20 protein-coding genes and 1 pseudogene are annotated in these 22829 nt (G+C 43.7%); 14 read left to right on the top strand and 7 right to left on the bottom strand.

Annotated features, from left to right (window positions below; all coding sequences use genetic code 11):
* Positions 1–5 precede the first annotated feature (5 nt).
* The 3 genes from F6K57_RS19325 to F6K57_RS19315 all read right to left on the bottom strand — a co-directional run bounded on the left by F6K57_RS19325 (position 6) and on the right by F6K57_RS19315 (position 2566).
* Positions 6–992 (bottom strand): DUF1822 family protein, encoded by a 987-nt coding sequence (locus tag F6K57_RS19325; protein WP_293070001.1) that lies wholly within the window; start codon positions 990–992, stop codon positions 6–8.
* Positions 989–1993, bottom strand: a complete 1005-nt coding sequence (locus tag F6K57_RS19320; protein ID WP_293070000.1) for a hypothetical protein — start codon at positions 1991–1993, stop codon at positions 989–991. Before F6K57_RS19320 ends, F6K57_RS19325 begins: the two co-directional genes overlap by 4 nt.
* Positions 1994–2287: 294 nt before the next feature.
* The gene (locus tag F6K57_RS19315) at positions 2288–2566 is read right to left on the bottom strand and encodes a hypothetical protein (protein ID WP_293069999.1); all 279 of its coding nucleotides are present in this window, start codon (positions 2564–2566) and stop codon (positions 2288–2290) included.
* 110 nt (positions 2567–2676) lie between these two features.
* Here F6K57_RS19315 and F6K57_RS19310 point away from each other — a divergent pair, with 110 nt between their 5' ends.
* Together F6K57_RS19310 and F6K57_RS19305 are read left to right on the top strand one after the other, a co-directional pair.
* Complete coding sequence (locus F6K57_RS19310) at positions 2677–3015, top strand: hypothetical protein (RefSeq protein WP_293069997.1); 339 nt, start codon at positions 2677–2679, stop codon at positions 3013–3015.
* 18 nt (positions 3016–3033) lie between these two features.
* Positions 3034–3396, top strand: a complete 363-nt coding sequence (locus F6K57_RS19305; protein WP_293069995.1) for a response regulator — start codon at positions 3034–3036, stop codon at positions 3394–3396.
* A 106-nt stretch (positions 3397–3502) separates the two neighbouring features.
* On the opposite strand, the gene F6K57_RS19300 is transcribed toward F6K57_RS19305, so the two are convergent.
* Positions 3503–4801, bottom strand: coding sequence for a response regulator (locus F6K57_RS19300; RefSeq protein WP_293069993.1), 1299 nt, complete (start codon positions 4799–4801; stop codon positions 3503–3505).
* A 140-nt stretch (positions 4802–4941) separates the two neighbouring features.
* On the opposite strand from F6K57_RS19300, the gene F6K57_RS19295 reads away from it, so the two are divergent.
* From F6K57_RS19295 to F6K57_RS19280, 4 genes are all read left to right on the top strand, one after another.
* The gene (locus F6K57_RS19295) at positions 4942–5886 is read left to right on the top strand and encodes a chemotaxis protein CheW (protein ID WP_293035850.1); all 945 of its coding nucleotides are present in this window, start codon (positions 4942–4944) and stop codon (positions 5884–5886) included.
* A gap of 23 nt (positions 5887–5909) precedes the next feature.
* On the top strand, positions 5910–9017 hold the full coding sequence (locus tag F6K57_RS19290; protein ID WP_293069991.1) for a GAF domain-containing protein: 3108 nt from the start codon (positions 5910–5912) through the stop codon (positions 9015–9017).
* Between the two features lie 86 nt (positions 9018–9103).
* Positions 9104–9253 (top strand): hypothetical protein, encoded by a 150-nt coding sequence (locus tag F6K57_RS19285; RefSeq protein ID WP_293035846.1) that lies wholly within the window; start codon positions 9104–9106, stop codon positions 9251–9253.
* Positions 9254–9257: 4 nt separating this feature from the next.
* Positions 9258–13454: a response regulator gene (locus tag F6K57_RS19280; protein ID WP_293069989.1), complete on the top strand. Its 4197-nt coding sequence runs from the start codon at positions 9258–9260 to the stop codon at positions 13452–13454.
* A gap of 35 nt (positions 13455–13489) precedes the next feature.
* Here the strand turns inward: F6K57_RS19280 and F6K57_RS19275 are convergent, their stop codons facing one another.
* Positions 13490–13795, bottom strand: coding sequence for a hypothetical protein (locus tag F6K57_RS19275; RefSeq protein WP_293069987.1), 306 nt, complete (start codon positions 13793–13795; stop codon positions 13490–13492).
* Positions 13796–14173: 378 nt separating this feature from the next.
* Here F6K57_RS19275 and F6K57_RS19270 point away from each other — a divergent pair, with 378 nt between their 5' ends.
* Both F6K57_RS19270 and F6K57_RS19265 read left to right on the top strand, forming a co-directional pair.
* A complete protein-coding gene (locus F6K57_RS19270) occupies positions 14174–14398 on the top strand; it encodes a hypothetical protein (RefSeq protein WP_293069985.1) in 225 nt (74 codons plus the stop codon).
* Between the two features lie 51 nt (positions 14399–14449).
* Positions 14450–14743 carry a hypothetical protein gene (locus tag F6K57_RS19265; protein WP_293069983.1) on the top strand — a complete coding sequence of 98 codons (294 nt, stop codon included), beginning with the start codon at positions 14450–14452 and terminating at the stop codon, positions 14741–14743.
* On the opposite strand, the gene F6K57_RS19260 is transcribed toward F6K57_RS19265, so the two are convergent.
* Both F6K57_RS19260 and F6K57_RS19255 read right to left on the bottom strand, forming a co-directional pair.
* Entirely contained in the window at positions 14734–14982 is a 249-nt protein-coding gene (locus F6K57_RS19260) for a DUF29 domain-containing protein (RefSeq protein ID WP_293070021.1), read from the bottom strand. The genes F6K57_RS19265 and F6K57_RS19260 overlap by 10 nt on opposite strands.
* A gap of 31 nt (positions 14983–15013) precedes the next feature.
* The gene (locus tag F6K57_RS19255; RefSeq protein ID WP_293035832.1) at positions 15014–15178 is read right to left on the bottom strand and encodes a DUF29 family protein; all 165 of its coding nucleotides are present in this window, start codon (positions 15176–15178) and stop codon (positions 15014–15016) included.
* A 420-nt stretch (positions 15179–15598) separates the two neighbouring features.
* On the opposite strand from F6K57_RS19255, the pseudogene F6K57_RS19250 reads away from it, so the two are divergent.
* The 6 genes and pseudogenes from F6K57_RS19250 to F6K57_RS19225 form a co-directional block, all read left to right on the top strand.
* Positions 15599–16201 (top strand): annotated as a pseudogene (locus F6K57_RS19250) (Uma2 family endonuclease).
* A gap of 341 nt (positions 16202–16542) precedes the next feature.
* Complete coding sequence (locus tag F6K57_RS19245; RefSeq protein WP_293069981.1) at positions 16543–18078, top strand: CHAT domain-containing protein; 1536 nt, start codon at positions 16543–16545, stop codon at positions 18076–18078.
* Positions 18079–18146: 68 nt separating this feature from the next.
* Positions 18147–19112 carry a hypothetical protein gene (locus F6K57_RS19240; protein ID WP_293069979.1) on the top strand — a complete coding sequence of 322 codons (966 nt, stop codon included), beginning with the start codon at positions 18147–18149 and terminating at the stop codon, positions 19110–19112.
* A gap of 19 nt (positions 19113–19131) precedes the next feature.
* A complete protein-coding gene (locus F6K57_RS19235; protein WP_293069977.1) occupies positions 19132–20136 on the top strand; it encodes a MoxR family ATPase in 1005 nt (334 codons plus the stop codon).
* Positions 20133–21230, top strand: coding sequence for a VWA containing CoxE family protein (locus F6K57_RS19230; protein WP_293069975.1), 1098 nt, complete (start codon positions 20133–20135; stop codon positions 21228–21230). Before F6K57_RS19235 ends, F6K57_RS19230 begins: the two co-directional genes overlap by 4 nt.
* Positions 21231–21232: 2 nt before the next feature.
* The coding region (locus F6K57_RS19225; protein WP_293069973.1) for a formylglycine-generating enzyme family protein at positions 21233–22829 on the top strand (1597 nt) is incomplete at its 3' end.

The following is a 22829-nucleotide window of genomic DNA, read 5'->3' as shown; positions in this document are numbered from 1 at the left end:
CTTACCTAAATTATAAATTTTTCCGTGATACTTATATCTCCCAATTTTAATCTGACACTGAATCGTTCCTCTGGTTGGCAACTGAAATCGATTTGGATCTTGTCGTTAGTTTTTCCAGCTTGAGCTTTCATACAAGACTTTCCCGATTCATCCAGTAAATTCACCTGCAAATCTGGTGGTAAATACATTGCATCCCCCGCAGGATATAGCCGCATAAAAATATCGATATCTTCAGTATCAGGAGGTTGGAAATTCACTTGCAGCAGCAAGACTACCCCTTGACCAGCTAAGTCCATTAGCTTGGCTCGCATCGTTGATCTGTCATTACCCCTTAAAGCCTGTATCCTCGGTTCTTGGTTGGAGCGCCGCTTGATACCTAACTCAGATCCTCTGAAGAAAGTAACGGTTTTGAAACTAGACCTGTACCTATACTCAGGTAGCAGTGAGGCTGGTGCTTGCCAATCTGCCTGAAATAGTTCCTCAAACCATTGGGTTACCCTCACCGATTTCTTAATCCAATCAATCTTGTCAATTAGTGTATCGAGAGATTCAAGCTGTTCTAGGGGTAAAGGGTCTAGGGATTTAGCGATCGCATGATACGGAGCAAATCCCAATAACTCTACCTGGTCTAATTGCTCACTGAACTGCACTGCCACATAGCCAATCCGGTCTTCGGTCACTTCTAGTGGCACGTTCAAGGCTGACTCACCTGGTAACACTGGACGACATTCCAATTTACCAATGTTGGGCAAAACCAGATCAGCTACATCAAACAATGCTCTTAAACCGGGATTCCAACAATCACTTTGAGCAAGATTACTGGGAATCTCGAGCCATTTAAGATAGTTGTTAACAGCATAAACTGCTAAAGTATTTAAATAGACGTGTTTTCCCTTCCGAGGGGTGGTTTGTTCAGCAGCAAACTGTGCTGCATAACTATGAGCGTATGGGCTAATAGAAACTTTAATATTAGTTGATTCTGTAATAGTCATGGTTGATATCCAAACGTTTTACCGATGTCTTGCAGCCTTGGCAGGCATTTTTTCTTCCAGTGAGAGTAGAGAGTTTGTTGGTTAGCGTTAAATTCTCTAGCAATGTCAGCAATTCTCTGGGGTGGTTCTTGTACTAGCAACCGCATTGCTAATAACTGACAATTACATTTGGGATATTTGCGGGGATGACAACCGATTAATTTCCGATCTGGATCGTTTTTAATTTCTTCGAGAATGGCTTTACTTAGACGCTGGCGTTCAGCTGTCTGGATTTCTTCAATGTAATCATCCAGTCTACTCAAGGAAGGTCTAGGGTCTGGCAACCGGTCTTCTAGAGTCCTTGAATCTCCCTCACTGTTACCGATCGGTTGATTAGTGCTAATCCCTGGATATCTACTATCTGAGATATATAAATCTCGGATGCGCCAGCGTAAATATCCGTTGATCCAGGTCACTAAGCTTTTTTCAAGGGAGGTTGAAGTTGGCTCAAACTGGTCTAGATTGCGAGTGACCCATTCCCAGGTTCGATTTAACGCCTCTAGAGAGTCTACGTGGGAAGATTTGTAAATGCCAGGTAGATTTTGAACAACGCTCAGGAGACGATTCAAGGCTTTCTGCCGCTCAGGACTTGGGTCTGGGTAGCGGGATACTTCTTCAATTAGGTTTCTTAGGATTTCATCCACAGGAGTCTTTTTCCCCAGCTGCCCTGCCTTTGGCTGCCATAGTTGAGCAACACCAATGCAGCGATCACAAACCAGGATACGAGAGTCTACATGGGTGAATTTTAACTGACTTTTAACTAACCAATTAAACTCCCAGTCGCTGGTATGACTGCTGATAAGCTGGATGCGCCCTGATACATTAACCACCATTGTTAATCCTCTCGATTGCTGACCCGCAGTTGTTGTACCAAGCCTAGATAACTCAGAGGCTGGCTTTGGGTCATTGACCAGTGGGGAAATGGGTAATGGTGGTTTAGGATCATGACTAGTTAGGATCATGACTAGTACTGTTTTGAACTCTCTATGTACTTATCAGCCCTAGCTGATCATTTTATGAATCCGATTTTTGGAATCCGAGCCGGTTGACTGAAAAAACTCTCCTGTGTGTTACTGCTATGTAAACAGCCCAAGAAGCCTTCTTGACTCAGGCTTCTCAAGCTTAGGCTGAGTTTGTGATAATATTGTGAATTTTTTATACTGTCAACTCTCTACTGTTAAGTCTCTAATAATATTTAGGATACTAGCTTTACAGACCATAAAGAATCAACTATACTCCGATTTAATAGTCTCGATTCAGAAGTCAAGATTCCTAATATAGCACTTATCATAGTCATGAGGTACAAAATTCTGGGTGTTAGGGAGCAGGGACTGAGGCCGTAGGCCACGCGGGGCGAGTTCGGAGCAGGGAGCAGGGAAGAGAGAAGAGGCAAGAGGCAAGAGGTAAAAAATCCTGTGTACCTCATAGCTATAATAAACGCTATATATAGCATTTATATCTCGGTTGTAAACACACTTATTGCCGAAAAATGCAAGAGGCAAAATGGGAAAGATATCATGATTTTTATTGGACATAAAAAAACATACAATTTTACATTTAAAATACCAACTATATTTTAGTAAACTCACAATTGGCTGCTATCTCTACACTTTTTACCAAATTTTAAAGTATTTAAAATCTTTGATTGCTGACCTTTAAAAATTGCTTAATTTACTATTCTATTCCCTATTATCCTTTTCCGATTCCCTATTTCCGTTTTCCCTACTCCCTCCTTTGCTCTGGTCACCAGGAAGTATGGTTATTCAACCGGATTTTAGATAATATAGCACTACGCATTAAGGTGTTTGACATTCCTAAACTCCGAAACTTAGTCATAGCTTACTTGCGGACTTGCGGACTTGCGCGTAGCGCTATACCTTTGGGTGGAAGAGCTGAGTTCACCCTGAACCAAACACTAGCGCTATATAAAAACCATGATTTTATCAGTAATTTTGCCCTTGCCATTAACACATTTTCTGTATAAGGTGCTATACTTTAATCTATGAAAACTGTTTTGGTGGTAGAAGATAGCGTAACAGAAAGACAGTACCTAACTCGCTGTTTGCAACAAGCGGGTTTGGGGGTTACTGGCGTGGCTAGCGTTGAGGAGGCTCGGGAAAAATTATCTCACCATACGCCAGATTTAGTGGTTTTAGATGTAATTTTGCCTGGTCAAAGTGGTTTTGAGTTTTGTCGAGCCCTGAAAGTTAATCCTCACACTAGCCAGATTCCTGTGGTGATTTGCTCCACCAAAGGTACTGAGGTGGACAAAATTTGGGGAAAGATGCTGGGGGCTGATGCCTACTTAGCTAAACCAGTGAATCCAGAAGAACTGCTGTGTACCCTAGAGGAGCTGATTCAATAGTTATTGTTTGTTGAGTGTTAACCGTTGAGTGTTAACCGTTGACCTAGGACAATTTTTGATTCCCCCTACCTCTAGACTCTTGCTTCACTTCCGGAGTCTTGCCTTTTTAAACTGGATCGGTCTTGCTGGGCGAGGTTGTATGATACTTGCGCACCTTTGCCACTACTTTCTGATTGTCGATGGGTTTGGTCAGGAAATCAGTCGCCCCAACGATTCTGGCTCGTACCCGGTCCACAATACCATCTTTAGCAGTCAGAATAATCACTGGTGTATTGGCAAACATTGACACCCGGCGGATCTGGGCGCACATTTCGTAGCCATTAACAATCGGCATCACCAAATCCAAGAATATTAAATCTGGCTTATGTTTGAGTAGCAACGGTAGAGCTTTGATAGAGTCTTGGATTCCTAAAAATCGATAACCTGCTGATTGAATCACGTCCTTCATAATTTTACAGGTTTGGGGGTGGTCATCAATACAGACTATTAATGGCTGATCAGACTTCTTGTGGGATTTTTGGGTTTGGGAGTTTTGGGTACTAATGTCTGCCTTGGCGGGGATATCTACAAAGAAAGGAGCTATCAAATCAGGCACTTCTACTAGTTCAATCAGTTGTTTCTGAATATAAGGATTTAGCGATCGCGTCAGCAGTAACAGATCTCGTTTGATCAGGGCTGCTATATCTCGAAGAGTGCGCTTACCGTTGATGAGGGTTACCAAATTTTTGTAGGTGGCCACTGAGGTTTGCTCTTGCAAAGCCGACTTTTGCAACAGCACCGGTGCTAAGTCAGGAGAAACATCCTCCAAACCCATTTCTGACCACTGCTGCCAGACCTGTTGAACTTGCTTGATAGTTGGTTCTACCTCTAACATCCACGTTTGTGGCAAAATCCCCTGGATAGAGGGACGTACTCCCAACTGGGCATTGAGCAAGAAATTGTCAGGCTTCTTGACCGTAGTTTCAATGGTGTTTGACGACACAGAATCATTACTGGGTTGAATTAGGGTTTTCTCCCGAGAAACTAAGGTTAGGCTCTGGAAGATATCAAACAATATTTCTGCTACAGTGCCTTTAATTACAACCACCGTCTGTTGGGGGTTAATCATTCGTTTCCGTGCTAACAGCACCATCAAGTGGTAGTCCCAACAGGACTCTGGCTCTATCTTTTTCAGGGCAATCCGATTAGGATTAACCTCAGGACAATGGTAGAGTATCTGCCGACACCAACGCCTAGTGGGATGAACACTGCCAGATGCCCATACCAAACGGCCATAGCTCAAGTAGAAGCTCCATTGCTGAGCAGTTGACACCTTCAGATCCAGTCGGCCAGTAAATTTTTCCTGACCGTAGCGTAATAGCTTAGCACTCAAGCTATTACAAGTAGATTCAACCCTGGTTTTCATTGGCCCATAAATTCACCCAATTTTAAAAACGTGAGCAATCACTCTAACCAAAATGAAAAATCATTACAAATCAAGCAATTAAATACCTTGGAATTGTATTTATCATAAATTTTTGATCATTTGGATAGTAACTTGGTGTGATGAGCAAAGAGCAGATTTCCAAGACCAGCAAAATTTTACAATTAGCTAAACAGGGAAACCCGAACGTCATCGCTGCCATACTGAATCACAAACTTCAGCACGAAGGTATTATAGCTAAAGTTAAACTTCACGATAGCTGTTTATTGGTTTTACTCGAAGCAGACCCCGCTCCAAAACCAGGAGCTGTGGTAAGATTTATCTACTACACCATCAGCAAGCTAAAACCAAACTCAATTGATACCGTCAAAATTTTGGGGCGTAGCCTAACCGAAAAACAACCAGCATGGCGCAAACAAATTAAAGTAGAAAGCATTCCGGTGGTGCTAGACTTGTCTACTTGGGTAGAGTCAGGCTCAACAGTGAGAACTAATCAAGCTCATTATCCTGTCTCCTGGCAGAACAATGAACATCATTTCCAGGGGAATCAAGCTCAATTACCTCTGGCTACCCCCGTTAAGGTCAGTGTTGATGGCCAACTTCCCCCCCAGGAGAAATTTTTGCGCTTCCAGGTAGGGTCTGGCAATGGGGCTTTGTTAGAGGTAAACTACATCCAAGCAATTCTGAATGTGTCGGTTGCTGAAATTTTGCCAATTCCCCATACTGCCGATAGTGTGATTGGGATTTACAACTGGCGTGGTGAAATGCTGTGGTTGTTAGATCTAAACTATCTCCTAGGATTTCCGGCTGTTTGGCAACCCAAAGACATCTCCAGGACAAAAATCATGGTGATTGTACTTCAACTCAACAGCAAACTTCTGGGACTGGTGGTTTCACAAGTGGAAGAAATAGAACAGCACCATTGGCAAAACTTACAACCCCCTGATCGATTATTGCCCCTCAGATTTGGGGAATTTGTCAAAGCCTATCTTCCCGAAGCCAGTAGTATTATCTTAGATGCCCAACGAATTGTTCAAGCAGCACTTGATATAAAGTATGAAGTATAATTAAAATTTACGACTCTAGGCAGATGTCAGAAGCACAATGGGATGATAACGATTCAGAACTGCTCTTAGAAAATCAAAATCTACTCAAGGAGAATACTCCACATTTTTTTAACTCTCCTCGCCCCAACCTAGAGGGATTTAACGCTAGCCTAGACAGGCTAAAAACTGATCTAGACCAACGCCGAAGGGTAGATAAACTAGAGCTGAAAAAAAGTTTGGAGCAATTTGAATCCTTTGGTCAGGAGGTTGAGCAGTTTACAGCAGGGGTAAATCTGGAAATTCAGCAATTGAAGCTTAGCTACGAAGAGGCACTCCAACAACAGTTCCAAGCCCAGCATGAAAAATTGTTAGAGGTTAGCAAATTAATGAATCAAGCTGGGAACTGGGAAACCTTACTGAACAATACAGTCAATGGGGTGCAACATCTCAGCCAAGCCGAGCGGGTGTTAATTTATCGCTTCAATTCTTCTCGCACCGGAATAGTTTTGGCAGAAGCAGTAGAACGGGGGTGGACTCCTGCGGTCGGGGAAAAGCTAGATGCTACTGCTTTTGGGGCTGACTTGTCCACAGACTATTTGCAGCAGTCAAGGGTAATTATCGATCAGGTCAGCAATGATTCGGTCACTCCCTACCAACTCCAGCTGCTGGAGAAATTTCAAGTTCAATCCAGTCTCAGCTTATGCTTGCCAGTATCGGGTAAAGCCTGGGGTTTGTTGGTCTTGCAGCGATGCCAGGTAAAGACAAACCAAGACAGGTCGGTTCCATCCTGGACTCCACAACAGATTAATTGCTTTCGGACTATTGCCACAGAACTATCCCTTCACCTAGCTACCGACGAGTTACGCACTCAGTTGCAACAGCAGCAGGCACGGGAGGCAACTGTGGCGAAAGTCATTAACAAAATTCGCCGTTCTCTGGATATCAAGACTATTTTCCAGACCACAACTCAAGAAGTGCGACAACTGCTCAAAACTGACCGAGCAGTTATCTATCGCTTTAATCCCGATTGGAGTGGTGAATTTGTAGCAGAGTCAGTGGCTGGAGGCTGGATTTCTCTGCTTCAGAGCCAGACTAATAGCCCACACCTAAGGGCTGATATCAGCGAATGCAGCATCCAAGAATTGGCCACTGAACCAATAATTAACCAGGTCGATACTTATCTTCAAGAAACCCAGGGGGGTGCCTATAGTAGGGGGGAAACCTACCGGGTGGTGGAAGATATCTACAATCAGGAGTTCACCCCTTGTTATCTGGAAGTTATAGAAAGTTATCAAGCCAGAGCTTATGTGATTGTAGCTATTTACCAGAATGAAAAACTCTGGGGATTATTGGCTACCTATCAAAACTCTGATATCAGGCAATGGCGGGAGTCAGAAGTTAGCTGGATGCTGGAGATTGCAGCTGAGTTAGAAGTAGCATTGCAACAAGCTCAGCTACTGGAGGCACAGCGGTTAAAGTCTGAGGAATTACGTCAAGGAGCAGAACGAGAACGAGTACTGAATAAGGTCACGGATAAAATTCAACAATCCCAAGACCTGCGCACTATTTTTAATGTTACCACCAACGAAGTTCGTCAACTCTTAGGGGTTGACCGTGTTACAATATATCGCTTCAATTCTGATTGGAGTGGCTCCTTTGTGGCTGAGTCTGTGGCTAGTGGCTGGACTTCCCTAATCCAGGAACAGACTAATAATCCCCTCATCAACAAAAATATTAGTGAATGTATCGTGAAAACGGTGGCTGGAAATACCCCTGAGCAGTTTAGCCAGCAAGCCCCAACCATCCGAGATACCTATCTGCAAAGCATCCAAGGCAATCTCTCTAGGGAAGAGAAACCCTTCTGGGTGGTTAGTGATATCTATAAAGGGGATTTTTCAAGTTGTTATATCGAGCAGCTAGAGCGATATCAGGCCAGAGCCTATACTATTGTGCCGATTTTCCAAGGGGATACACTGTGGGGTTTACTGGCTGCTTATCAAAATTCTGAAGCTAGGGATTGGCAAACGGAAGAGATTAATTGGATGCTTCAGATTGCCGCTCAGATGAGTGTACCGTTGCAGCGAGCTGAGTATTTGGAACAATTGCGATCGCAATCCCAACAATTAGCAGAATTAGCATCACGGGAAAAGGAGGCTAGGGAATTATTCCAACAACGTGCTATTGATTTGCTCACAGCTGTCCGACCTTCTCTAGACGGTGACTTGACCGTTAGAGCTCCGATTACCAATGATGAACTGGGAACTATTGCAGATGCCTACAATAACACCATTCAGAGTTTACGGCAAATTGTAATCCAGGTACTCTCAGCTTCTGTGAAAGTCGCTGAAACGGCTACAGAGAGTGAAGCAGCAATTACTAAACTTTCTGAAGAAGCCCAGCATCAGTGTCAGGAGTTGACCCAAGCGATGGATCAAATCCAGAGCATGGTTAACTCTACCCAAGCGGTAACTACTAGTGCCCAATCCATCGACCGAGCTGTGCAAGAGGCAAACCAAAAAGTAGCATCGGGGGAAACAGCTATGAACCGCACGGTGGAGGGAATTCTAGGAATTCGGGATAGTGTGGAGGAAGCCAGCCATCAAATTAGACAGTTAAGTCAATACTCTCAAAATGTTGACCGGGTCTTAAATTTGATTAGTGATTTTGCGACCCAAACCCAGCTACTCTCCCTCAATGCTGCTCTCGAAGCCACCAGGGCTGGGGAGTATGGTAAAGGTTTTGCGGTAGTAGCTGATGAGGTGCGCTCCTTAGCTCGACAGTCGGCCAAGGCAACTACGGAAATTTCTAATTTAGTTGCTGAAATCCGCACTCAGACCCGAGAAGTGATTAAAGTGACCGAAGTCGCGATCGCTCAGGTTAATACTGGCACAGAACTGGTAGAAGAAAGCAAGGGCAATCTAAATGCGATCGCATCAGCTACTGCTGAGATTAGCCAGTTAGTTGCAGACATTACCCAGGCAACCCTCGCCCAACTGGAACAATCACAATCCGTCACCCAAACCATGAAAGAAGTTGCCGCCATATCCACCAATACTTCTGAAGACTCTACCGAGCTTTGGGAGTCCTTCAAGGAATCCCTCACCACCATCAAAAACCTACAGGCAGCTGTTGAGCAGTTTACCGTGAACTAGTTATAGCGCTGTGGGTGGGGAGTGTGGAACCTGGGCGCGAGTAGTGTGGGGCCCGGGCGCGGGGAGGTTGGGGAGCAACTGGCGCTTTGAGATTGGTTTTAGGGATTATTATTCCCTTGAATTATATAGCGTTGATTATACTTATCAGGTACAGTCAAGTTTCTACTCCCTACTCCCTACTCCCTACTCCCTACTCCCTACTCCCTACTCCCTACTCCCTACTCCCTACTCCCTAAAAAAATGTCAACTATTGATCCAGAAACCTATCAATATTTTCTTGGGGAAGCCCAGGACTTGCTGCAAGTTATTGAACAAGACTTGCTGGCTTTGACACCGGACAAGCCAAAAAACCAACTTTATGACTTAATGCGAGCGACTCATACCCTGAAAGGCGCAGCTGCTAATGTCCAGCAAGACACCATAAAGAGTGTAGCACATTATCTCGAAGATGTCTTCCGGGCAATGTTAGCCCCTGAGGCAACCATTGATACAGAGCTAGAAACACTAATGTTTGAGGGATATCAGTGCCTCAGGATGGCACTGACCGCTGAAATGACCGGGGAGTTGAACAAGAATACTGAGATTATCAACCGAGCTGCAGGGGTGTTTGCTAAACTGCAAGCTAAATTAGGAAATTGTTTTGACTATCAAGCTTCTCTACCTACATCAGCAGAACTTGGGTTTGATATTGTCCAATCTATCTTTGAAGTAGGAGTTAAACAACGAATCGATCACCTAGCTTCGTTGTTACAGGTTGACAGGTTGGATGTTGAAAGTTCTCAAGGGTTACAGGTTGACAGGTTGGATGTTGAAAGTTCTGAAGGGTTACAGGTTGGCAGGTTGAATGTTGAAAGTTCTGAAGGGTTACAGGCTGGCAGGTTGGATGTTGAAAGTTCTGAAGGGTTACAGGTTGGCAGGTTGAATGTTGAAAGTTTTCCAGACAACCTTCACCCTTCCACCAACACTAACCTTCACCCTTCAACCAACACTAACCTTCAACCTTCAACCAACACTAACCTTCAACCTTCAACCAACACTAACCTTCAACCTTCAACCAACACTAACCTTCAACCTTCAACCAACACTAACCTTCAACCTGCTAACCTTCAACCTTCAACCCAAACTAACCTTCAACCTGCTAACCTTGAACCTCCAACCCCTGATCATGACAAGGCTACGTTGATAGAGATTGCTGAGACCTTGCGAGAACAAGGTGAAATATTTGTAGGGTTGGGGGAATCCTTGAACTTACCAGGGTTTAAAGCAATTGCCGAACATACCCTCAAAGCCCTTGACGCTAACCCTGAACAGGTGATGGAAATTGCCAAGATTGCTTTAACGAATTTCCAGGAAGCTCATACCGCTGTCTTAGCAGGCGATCGCACTCGTGGAGGAAACCCCAGCCTCGCCCTTCAACAATTAGCTGGGTCAGAAGAAGAGTTACAGGTTGTTCGCGAAGCGTGGCCAAAAGGCCAAGGTTGGAACGTTGAAGGTTGGAACGTTGAAGGTTGGAACGTTGAAGGTTGGAACGTTGAAGGTTCAAAACCTTGGCCAAAAGGCCACGCTACGCGAACAACCAACACTAACCTTGAACCTTCAACCAACAATAACCTTGAACCTTCAACCAACAATAACCTGGAACCTTCAACCAACAATAACCTGGAACCTTCAACCAACAATAACCTACAACCTTCAACCAACAATAACCTACAACCTTCAACCAACAATAACCTACAACCTTCAACCAACAATAACCTTCAACCTTCAACCCAAACTAACCTTCAACCTTCAACCCAAACTAACCTTCAACCTTCAACCCAAACTAACCTTCAACCTGCTAACCCTAAACCTTCACCACCTATCGATGAATTACTTGAGGAAACTTTTGGTAATATTTCTCTTGCACAAGAGCAAGCGAATCAAGTGTTTCCTGAAGAGGAATATCTTGAGCCAGATAGTATACTTCCAGATAGTATATTTCCAGATACTATCTTTCTGGATGAATCTTCAGAAACCGTAGCAACAGACAATCTTAACCAAGCTCAGACTGACCCTAAGCAAGAGTCGGAGTTAGCAGTTAACCCTGAATCAGCAAAAGAATTAAACCAAATATCAATATCTCCTCCCGATCGGGAGTCTGCAGAGGCTGGTGTGCCTTTATTAGCAGATGGCTCGATCAAGACATCGGCCACAGTGCGGGTTGATTTAGAAAGTCTGAAACACCTATCTCACCTAGTTGGGGAACTACTAATTAACCAAAACCAGTTAGGATGGCAGGATGAAAACTGTCAAGGGGTAGTTGAAAAACTTTCCAATTGGCTCAAGCAACATCGCCAAACCCTGACTCAACTGCGCACTCAGCTCAAGAAGCATTCCTCTAATCAGCAAATTTCCAAGCTGTGGGATTCCGCTTGGGAAGAAACCCTACAACTGACTCAAGCTACAGAAGACCTGAGCCTGTTAGCCACTACGGCTGCTGCTAGTGTGGAACGAGAACAGCGTTTATCAACTCAGCTCAGGGATACTCTTCAATCTGTTCGGACTATACCTCTGGAACATCTGCTTAAATCCTTTCCCTCCATGGTGCAGCAGTTGTCTAATGTCCATCACAAGTCAGCGAAATTAACCCTCAGTGTGACTAATGTCCTAGTTGATAAAACCATTGCTAATCATCTCTATGATGCTTTACTGCATCTAGTCCGCAATGGTTTCGACCATGGTATTGAATCCTCGGAGGTTCGCCAAGAAAGGGGTAAACCTGCTATCGGTAAGATTGAAATTCGTGCTTTCTATCAAGGAAATCGCACCATCATTGAAGTCACAGATGATGGTCAGGGACTGGACTTGGAAAAGATTTATCATCGTGCCGTGGAAACCAACCTGCTCAGTGTTGAGCACTTGGAAGCCCTGGGCGAATCACCGGAGCCAAATCAGCTATTAGACTTACTGTGTCAGCCAGGATTTTCCACTGTTTCTCAAATCAACGAGCTTTCTGGACGAGGTATTGGCCTAGATGTGGTGCGCTCCCAACTGCAACGGATTAACGGTCGGGTAAAGGTTCGCTTCCAGCCGGGTCTTGGCACGACCTTTTGCTTGCAGATCCAAGAAGCTCTCAGGAATGCCAGGGTGCTAGTGGTTCAAGCTAATGAGAGAGTGTATGGGTTTGTGGCTAATGACATTGAACAGATATTGTTGCCAGCATCTGAGCAAATCCAGATGGTGAGTGATCAAAAAATCCTGAATTGGCATCACAGGGGGAATGAGTATAGCACCCCTGTTTACCAACTCTTATCCTTACTGGAATACTCATCCCAACAGGGATCGACAGTACCAGCTTGGAATCCCTTGCTGACTAAACCTCAAGAGATTAATCCGATCCTATTGATGAATACTGGTGAAGGATGGGTGGGACTAGAAGTGGAACAAGTACTCGAAGAGCAAGAACTCGTGATCAAGCAGCTGTCTAATGCGATCGCATATCCTCCCTATGTTTATGGTTGCAGTATTTTGGCCGATGGTCGTTTGATTCTGGTAATTGACGGTACAGGGTTACTTAAGTATGTACAGCAGCTTCATCAATCTCAGCGATCATTGTTGAAGGTTGGGAGGTTGAAGGTTGAAGGTTCTGAAGAGTTGAAGGTTGGGAGGTTGAAGGTTGAAGGTTCTGAAGAGTTGAAGGTTAGCAGGTTGAAGGTTGAAGGTTCTGAAGAGTTGAAAGTTAGCAGGTTGAAGGTTGAAGGTTCTGAAGAGTTGAAAGTTAGCAGGTTGAAGGTTGAAGGTTCTGAAGAGTTGAAAGTTAGCAGGTTGAACGTTGTTCGCGTTCGCGCAGCGGAGGCCGAAGGCCACGCTACGCGAACGGCTTTGCCGAAAGCGTGGCCGAAAGGCCAAGGTTTTCCAGACAAGCTTCAACCTAATCATAGACAACCTGATAACCTACCCTACTCGAACGCCAAAGGCGAACAACCTGATAACCTTCAACCTAATAACCTTCAACCTGCCAACTTACCCTACTCGAACGCCAAAGGCGAACAACCGGGTAACCTTTATAAAACCTTTTTAGTTGTCGATGATTCCATTACTGAGCGACAAAATTTAAGCCTAATTCTGGAACGAAATGGTAACCAGGTGCTGCAAGCTAAAGATGGTTTAGAGGCGATAGAATTATTGCGCAAAAGTGATGGTGTTGATCTGATAATCTGCGATTTAGAAATGCCACGGTTAAACGGTATTGAGTTTTTGAGTCTTAGTCATCAAGACCCAGCTTTAACTGATATTCCTATTATTATGCTCACCTCCCGTAGTCAAGAAAAATACAAACAACTTGCTACCGAACTTGGAGCTATGGCTTATTTAACTAAACCGTATTTAGAGGAAGAGATTTTAGCAACAATTAATAAAGCCGTCAGCGGTCAGCAGTCAGCCGTCAGCCGTCAGTGATCAGTGGTCAGCCGTCAGTGGTCAGTGGTCAGCCGTCAGCGTTGCTGAATCAAAAAATGAATCGGAGTAGAGCGGGCATCCTGCCCGCCCGAAAATGAAACGGGCAAGATGCCCATTCCACGGCAAGATGCCCATTCCACGGCAAGATGCCCATTCCACGGCAAGATGCCCATTCCACGGCAAGATGCCCATTCCACGGCAAAATCACATTCCACTGCAAGATGCCCATTCCACGGCAAGATGCCCATTCCACGGCAAGATGCCCATTCCACGCAAGATGCCCATTCTACAGGTGCGACCCAAGGGCGCGAGGGATTGCTCGCGGCCTTGGAGGCACGCACCTACCCTTAAAATCATTCCATTATTAAGCAACGCCCAGCTGTCAGCTTTGTGGCACAGGCTTCGACGCTGTGACTTCACTCAGATTAAACCAATGTTTACCTGTTGTCTTGATGCAATAGCGAGTGGTTTGAAGTTACCGTAAGACAGGCTCGCCTTAATCAATAAGTTTTAACCATGCATCTGCATAGCCTACCAACCATAAAGGCTCAACGTAATCAGGTTTCGTCTCCGGGGGAAAACCCCAAGACCGTAATGGTGCGTTTTCCGTAGGCGAATTAAATTCGCCACGGGTCGCACCTCTGCATCGCTTATTCAAAAGCTGATAGCTGATAACTGATAACTGATAGCTGATAGCTTACAAAGCAGGGAGTAATAAAATGAAAAAAGTCCAAATTATTGTATTTAAAATCGCTAAGTATTGGTTAGCCTTACCAATGAAAGTGGTTTTGAAAGTTAGGGATTTTTCCAGCAACATTAGGGATAGTAGCCGGGATAACAGATTAATTCATCTAGACAATCGAACCTTTCCCCTGCTCCCTTTAAAACCAATACTAGTCAAACCTAGTAAAGCTAAGGTACCCCTAGGTCAAGGTTTAGGGTAAACCGCTGCTGTTAGACAATTCCCTATTGATTTATCCAATGTTGGGGAATTTTTGATCATCGTTCAAACTCCCGGGGGAGACGCCTGCGCCATACCGGTTTATCGGCTACCCACTATGATTGATTTGCCTTTATCAACAATTCGTAAATTGCCAGACTCTTACAGTCAAACCTATCTCCTTGGTATGGCTAATTATTTCGCGGTGTGGCAATCCGAAGCAGACAAATTAACCATTTTTTTGCTAGATTTAGAACGAGCATGGAGTGTGGTAATAGGTTATAGTTCAGGGAGTCGGGAGTCGGGAGTCGGGAGTCGGGAGTCGGGAGTTATAATAGGTCAATCTTGATCTAAAATATCAGACGTGAAAGGACAATTATGGGGTAAACTAACAGATGGATAATTCCTGGTAACCTTCTTCAGTGGATATCTGTAGCAATCGGAAAAGACTGATTCAAGATAAGGCTTGAGGCTAGGAGATTCAGACAACAGAATATTAATCTGTTCTCTCTGCTCTTCGATGGTATTTTCCCAGCTTCGATAATCATCTTCTGAATCCACATACTGCCTTTTAAGCAAGTGTTCCATCAAAACTTTAAGTCTGCTCTGAAGCTCTCGTCTATCGGTTCGCGTAGCGTCGGCGAAAGCCGAATCGTCCCAAGGATGTTATCTCCTCAATTAAATTCTCTATGTCCAACTCATCAAAGTTTCTTGTTTTGAGTTGCTGGCAAGTTGTCTCAGTCCACATAACGAAGTCCTGATCATACAAGTCACTATTACTCATTGCTTGCTCCTGCTTTTTGTTTTTTTTTATTGATTATATCATCTCACGTTTTTTTGTAAAGTTGTTGATAAAATTAACTATAATATTGATATTATTATAGAATAAATTAAAAGAAAAGCCTGAATATTCATAATAGCTTGTATAGCGGTTTTCAATTTGGTGAGGTACAAAGTTTATGGTTTTAGGGAACAGGGAACAGGGAACAGGGAACAGGGAACAGGGAATAGGGAAGAAAGAAGAGGGAACAGGGCAAAAATTATGTGTACCTCATTAGGCTAAAAACCGCTGTATCTTACATATATTCCGCAATGGGTAGTGCTATAATTCAGAAACAGCCATAAAAATCTCCCCATCTCCCCATCTCCCCATCTCCCCATCTCCCTATCTCCCCACTCTTTCCCTTTTCCCTTTTTCCCAGCCATGGATACAACTCAAACCCCTTTAACATTATTGCGCCTGTGGACGGTTGAGGAATACCACCGGATGGCTAAGGTGGGAATTTTGCAGCCGGATGAACCAGTTGAATTAATTGCAGGACAGATAATTAGACAAATGAGTCCCCAGGGAACTCCCCATGCTACTGCGATTCGGCTCACTCGCCGATTGTTGGATAATCGTTTAAGAGAGCAAGGGTTAGTTCAAACACAATTACCAATTCAGTTAAGTAATCACTCCGAACCCGAACCAGATCTAGCCGTAGTTATGCCAGATGAACTGCGATACCTAGACCATCATCCGACACCATCATAAATTTATTTAATTATTGAAGTTGCTGATACTACCTTGAAGAGGGATTGTGAACTGAAAGCTAACCATTATGCAGAGGCAAAAATTGCTGATTATTGGGTGATTGATTTAAGTAATCGTCAATTGCATGTTTTTCGAAAATCGACTGTTCAAGGGTATCAAAGTCACGTAATTCTGGCAGATAATCATACAATTTCACCGTTACAGTTTCCAGATTGTTTATTCAATGTATCTGAAATGTTGCCACCAGGGATTCCGGAGTTTGTTGAGGGTTGATACTCTCCAAAATTATCTTATCCTATTCCCCGTTTTTATTTTCCTGTGCTTTATGGGTCTGTATCAAACAAGATATATATAACGTTTATATAGCGTTGATAAATAGGTCATGAACAATCTTGATAATTTTTAATAACACAAAAAAATACTCCAAACTATTTCCTACTGCTCCCTGCTCCCTGCTGCCTGCTCCCTTTTCCAATAACTCCTATGTTCACAAATCAAATACAAACGCTATAATTAGCCCCAAAGATGTTAAACTAAGGGTGATATGCTGGCGATACCAAAGAAAATCAGATGGTATTCCAACTAAAGTTAATGGTCGCCATAGGTGATAAAATATGGATTTTGGAATGAAACTGCTGGAACTACACTTTTATCCCATTAAAGGCAAGCAAGACTATTTCAAAGTTAGTGGGTCGGGTTCCTTAGGAGAAGTCCATTACGAACCTGGTCTGCCTTTTCTCGACAGTAAGACTCCCGATGTCCAGGACAGACGTTTCACGGTAGTTAAGATATTAGAGTCAACTCACTTCAAAGAGGATAACTTTTCGGAAGATGAGCAGGCTTGGATGGTACGTGAGCAACTGCTACTACCGGAGCGCAATGCTTTTGAGCCTGACTACTTGGCTACTATTGGGCGTAGGCTCTATGAAATATTAGGTAAAGACATTCAGCAGGTAATAGAGGCAGCAGTAGCAGAGGCTAAACGCGATCGCATTTTCTTACATATTCGGTTGCGGTTTCCAGCAGAAGACCCCAAACCTGTGCGCATTACTGATTATCCTTGGGAATTACTCCATAACCAGTATGGGTTTCTAGCCCACCAAGGGGTGACCTTCTCGCGCTATATTGCCTATCGTAGTCCTCGTCCTAATTTACCTGGAGTTGAACGGCTCAATGTCCTGTTGATTTCCTCTGGGGCAGGGGATGAGAGAATCGGACTGAAATCGTTACCTGCTGTTGAAGCAGATGCGATCGCAAACGGATTGCAACGGGCTCAGGAACAAGGGAAAATTCAACTGGAAATTCTAGAATCTGCTACATTAAAAGCACTCCGCAGGCGATTGTCAAAGCGCCAAACCTCAGCAGTTCCTCAGGTTCTGCATTTTGATGGACATGGCTTTTTTGGCAAGCGCTGTAATGAAATAGGGTGCAAGAAAGTTTATAACCAGGGTGTAACTCAGTGTGAATGCGGTGCCCCATTGGCAAAAAAACCTCAAGGTTATTTGGTGTTTGAAGACTCAGATGCCAAAGCTGATTATGTCAGTGCCAAGGAACTGGGAGAACTCTTAGGTAATTTGCAGCTTCGAGAGCAACCCCATTCAGCATCGGGAATTGCTTTAGTTGTTTTGAGTGCTTGCAAAAGTGCCATGTCTGGTAAGAGTGAGTCTGTCTTCAATGGGGTGGCACAGAGTTTGATTGGTGCAGGTATTCCTGCTGTAGTAGCCATGACCTATTCCATCAGGGTGGATGCCGCTAGTGCGTTTGCGGAAGAGTTTTATCGTTCAGTGGGGGAACAAGAGTCATTAGCGATCGCATTGGGTCGGGGACAAAGTGCTATGGGTATTGAAGGGAATCAGTGGTATCGTCCGGTGCTGTATCTGCGTTGGGAGGATAATGAGGGAGGACAGTTGTTTAAATCCGTTGAACCTGATGTTTTGCCTCAAACTATGCCTACTCAGCCTCCCAGTCAATCCTCACGTCAACTAACTCGTCTTCAGGAAGACCTTGAAGATTTAGAAGAAGAATACGAAGCGTGTAGAATACAATACCGTGGAGTTATAGATGATGCTGAGCGCATTCGACTGAAAAGGAAACTTAATAATTTGTCTGAGCAAATAGCTGAGATACAAGAGCAGCTTGAACAACTTTGATTGAATAGGAGTTAATTGGAATAGTTGTTCTGCAAAATTATTATTTGATACTTTAAATTAATCCATAGATGTTTTCTGATTCTAATCGACGACGAGAGCTTATACAAGAGATTGCAGACTTAATGGAGGAAGAAGAAGCTTGCAGAAGACAATACCGTGCAGCCATAGATGAAGCTGAGCGCGTTCGCCTGAAAAGAAAACTTAATAATTTGTATCAGCAAATAACAGATAAAGACAATCAACTAAAGCAAAAGGACTCCATTCAAAATGCTAATCGCCGCTTTTTAGCTTTAGAAGACAAACTTTCCAAACTTGACTTTAAAGAGCAAATTAAACTTATAAAAAATATTTTTGATGAATTTGAAGAGAATGGACTAGCATTATTTTTTATCAATGAAAGTTTAAATATGGCAGGAGATTTATTATGTTTAGAAATTCAAAATTTATTAAAAGATGAGACAACCGACTTACAGCATTATGAGATAGCATTTTCGGTTGACAGAAGATTAGATGAAGTAGGGTTTTTACAAGGATTAGGAGGATACTTAGGAATTAATGAAATCAAAGGTAAAGATGAATATTTAAAAATCATTGAAAAATTTTCAGAGCTTATCAAAAATGGAAGTATTATTTTTATTGAATTAAAAAAAATTGATTTACTAGATAATCAAGCAAATTTCTTGGAATGGTTAGTCAATTTTTTTTGGAAATCATTAATTGAAAAAGTCCCTTTGATTTGCAAAAACCAAGATATCGAACAAGTAAAATTTATAATTGTTGTTGTTTCAGATGATAATATATCGGATGAATGTTCAAACTTGTCATTTTTTTGTAACGAAAGATGCTTTGATAAAACTAAATTTTTGGCAATTCCTTTGAAGGAGTGGACTGAGAAAGAAATAAGGCTTTGGTTAACCAAATACTCAAGATTATCTAAAAATATAATTTCTCCCATGGCTAAGAGTGTGTATAAGTCAAGCCGTGGTGGCACCCCTAAACTGATCTGTGATGCGCTAAGGAATAAGCTAAGTTAATTTTTTCATGGAGTAGCTTATGAAGTTACCGACTAAACTGACCTTTGAAAATCATCTTACTCGCAGACCTAAAAATGCTCATAAAGATTCCCCACAAAATCCAGAGCCTTATGTGGTATCTCCAGAATTAAAAAAAGCGGTAAATTTAGCAATTTATCTCAGGCGACCGTTACTATTAGAAGGGGATGCGGGGTGTGGTAAAACTCGTTTGGCTTCAGCGGTTGCCTATGAATTAGGACTGCCCCTTTATCGCTGGGATGTGCGTTCAACAACCAAAGCCGAAGATGGACTCTATGAATATGATGCTATTCTCCGATTACATGATGTACACACTCAAAAAGTAGCACCAGAGCCCACCGTTGCTCATGGACAACCGGAGCCAGAAGACTTGGATCAGGAAGACTTAGACCAGGAAGACTCGGAAGCAGTTAATCGCAATCCCGCTAATGCTAAACACTATCGTCAATTTGGTGCCTTAGGGAAAGCCTTTAGGTTGAAGGATTGTCCAGCTGTGGTATTAATTGATGAGATAGATAAGGCAGATTTAGATTTTCCCAATGACTTACTGACCGTATTAGATGAGCCTTGGGAATTTAAAATAAAAGAAACTGGAGAAACCATTACAGCAACACACAAACCCATTGTGTTCATTACTAGTAATAAGGAAAAAGGTAACCTGCCTGCACCATTTCTCCGTCGTTGCCTGTATCATTACTTAGACTTTCCTAACGACCCCAAGCAGTTACAGGAAATTGTTGATAAACACTACCAGGTTTGTGAGGAAGCACCACCCCCTGCGGATTTAGTCGATACTGCGATCGCCCGTTTCCTGAAGGTCTGGAACGAAGGGGGTCTCTTCAAGAAACCAGGAACTAGTGAATTTCTCGATTGGCTCAAAGCCCTTCATACCTTTGAGTCAAAGCCTTACAATCCAAAACAACTAGAAAAAAACAAGCTGCTCCCCTATCCAGAGTTACTGTTTAAGCTGCAACAAGACTGGAAAAAATATGCTAAAGCCTCATGAACTCCTTTAACCCCCAAGATTGGGTAACTCGTGCTTTCATTAGCCTGCGCCAAAACAGATTTCAGCTTGGCGTAGGGGAACTTTTCGCAGCACGGCAAGCGGTAAAAGGGGGATTTGGAGAGGATGAAACGGCACTGGCAGAGACATTAAAGCTTTTATGGTGTCACTCTCGCTCAGAACAAAGTCAGTTTGACTCCATCTGGGACTCCATCAGGGAGTCCTTGGGGGTTATTTCTCCCTCCAAACAGTCTGAAAGTAGTGTTTCAGAAAAACCCAAGCCTAAACCTGATCAGGAGCAGCTCAAGGTATCCCAGAAATTATTGCAGTCACCACCCCAGGAGGTTGTTACCGAGAGCAAACCAAAACCGGACTGGTCATCCTTACCGGTGCGGGCACCCTCTACCTTTGTAGAAAACGAAGATACTTCTAGCTTACAGACATACTATCCCATTTCCCGCCGTTCAATGGTCTATAACTGGAGGTATTTGCGCCGACCGATTGCCGATGGGTCAATGGATCAACTGGATGAAGCGGCAACCGTTAAGCAAGCAACTCGGCAAGGGTTTTATCTGGCTCCAGTCTACCGCAGACGTGAACAAAACCATGCCCATCTCCTACTAGTCTTGGATCAGAATGGTTCAATGACTCCGTTTCATCGCTTCACCAGTGAGTTGGTAGAAACGGCACAGTATGAAAGCACTCTGCAACCAGAAAAGGTCAATGTGTTCTATTTCCATAACGTACCTGCTGCTAGTGTCTACAAAGACCTCTACTTGACAGAACCCATCCCCCTGCAAACCCTATTCACAATCTGTGACCAGGAAACCAGCGTATTAATAGTCAGTGATGCTGGAGCAGCAAGGGGGTATCGTAAGTTAGAGAGGATTCGGGCAACTACCAGCTTTCTGTTTAAGCTAAAGCGGCACACCACCCTCTTGGCTTGGTTAAATCCAATGCCAGAAGACCGTTGGCTGGGTAGTTCCGCAGAAATTATTGCTAATTTGGTGCCAATGTACCAGATGGATAATGATGGATTAAGTAATGCCATCGACATTGTACGTGGACAACCCCTACAACACCTCCATTCCCCTTGATCATGACAACTGTGGCTGAGGAAGAACAATGGCACCAACAAGCAGCACAGCAAGCCGTCGAGCGGTTTGTAAAACGTTTTGATGAGTCCTATCGGGTCCTGGCCTATCATGCTGCTTTGCCTCTGGTGCTAACACCGGAGCTAGTGAACTACTTGCGCAATCAGTTTTTGCGCAATGAAAACGTTCCGTGGGTGGCAGAGGTTGATTTGTTACTGTCGGATTTGTGTTCTCAGGTGGGCTATGAGCTTTACGCCATGGATACTCATATCCGAGGCTATCTGCTAGAGCAAATGAAACAAGACCCCCGCTTTGGTAAGCCGCGAATGCAGCAAGTGGCTCAGGTTTTAATCAACTATGTCAAGTATCTGAGTCACCTTCATCCCGGTAGAAAGCAAAAGGAATTAGAGGCACAGCGTTGGGCAGCAATGGTGTATTTAGGGGATGAACAGTGCAAACAGGCAGCACGAGAGATTGCCCAGGGGCTCATAGAAACCAGTAGTGGAACCGATTCTGAAAATCTTACTGAATCAGGTATGCGGGCAGAATTAGCACGATTAACACGCATTACCGCAGAGCTATCCCCTCAGTTACAACAGGAACCAACCTTGGTGGAGTACGCCAGACTGATCCAGCGAGTCCTAAGACAGCCAGATACAGTTACTCCAGCTGAACTTAATCCCTATCAATTAGATGATTTGGAGTTGAGAGTCCCAGATTGGTTATTACCAGAAACACTGACAAATACGGTGTCAGTTTCTGGGCAGACAGTGACTGAGGTTGAAGGTTTACCACCCCTGCAAACCTTTCAATGTAAGGTGCTAACCATTGGGCTTAGAACAGGGAAAGAGATATCCTCAGAGATTGACTTAGAACCTTTTGACTTTGAAGTGGCAACGATACAGGTAAAAGACCCCATTCAAACCGCTGAAGAAGCAGTTTTTGGTTCAACAGGACCCTCGTTTACAGACCTGCAACGAAGCATCTTGAGAGGAGCATTAGACAATCAGACTTACCAAGAAATCGCCCATTCACTAGGCTACAGCTCAAAATATTTACAATCTGTTGGCTCTAAGTTATGGAAACTGCTTACAGAAGCCCTGGGTCAAAAAGTTACCAAAACTAATCTTAAGTCTGTATTAAATGCGGGATTAACGATCCACCGTCATCAGCACCAAGCTTATGGTTTTACCCAAGACTTAGGGAATGGAGTTGAGCTAGAGATGGTTGCTATCCCTGAAGGGAGCTTTATCATGGGTTCCCCAGAAACCGAAGAGGGGCATACTAATGATGAAAGTCCCCAGCATCGAGTCACTGTTACATCCTTCTTCATGGGCAAATACCCAGTGACCCAAGCCCAATGGCAAGCCGTCGCCGCCCTACCCCAAGTCAACAGAGAACTTGAACCCGATCCATCCCATTTTAAAGGGAAAAACCGACCTGTAGAGCAAGTCTCCTGGTATGATGCGGTAGAGTTTTGTGAGCGGCTGTCCCAGTATACGAAACGGCCTTATCGCTTGCCCAGTGAAGCCGAGTGGGAGTATGCTTGTCGAGCAGGTACAACTACTCCGTTTCATTTTGGCGAGACCATTACAACCGACC

It is taken from the genome of Moorena sp. SIO4A5 (genome assembly GCF_010672005.1).
Taxonomy (GTDB): Bacteria; Cyanobacteriota; Cyanobacteriia; order Cyanobacteriales; family Coleofasciculaceae; genus Moorena.
The sequence above is the reverse complement of the archived record's forward strand: the minus strand, read 5'-3'. Positions and strand labels throughout refer to the sequence as shown.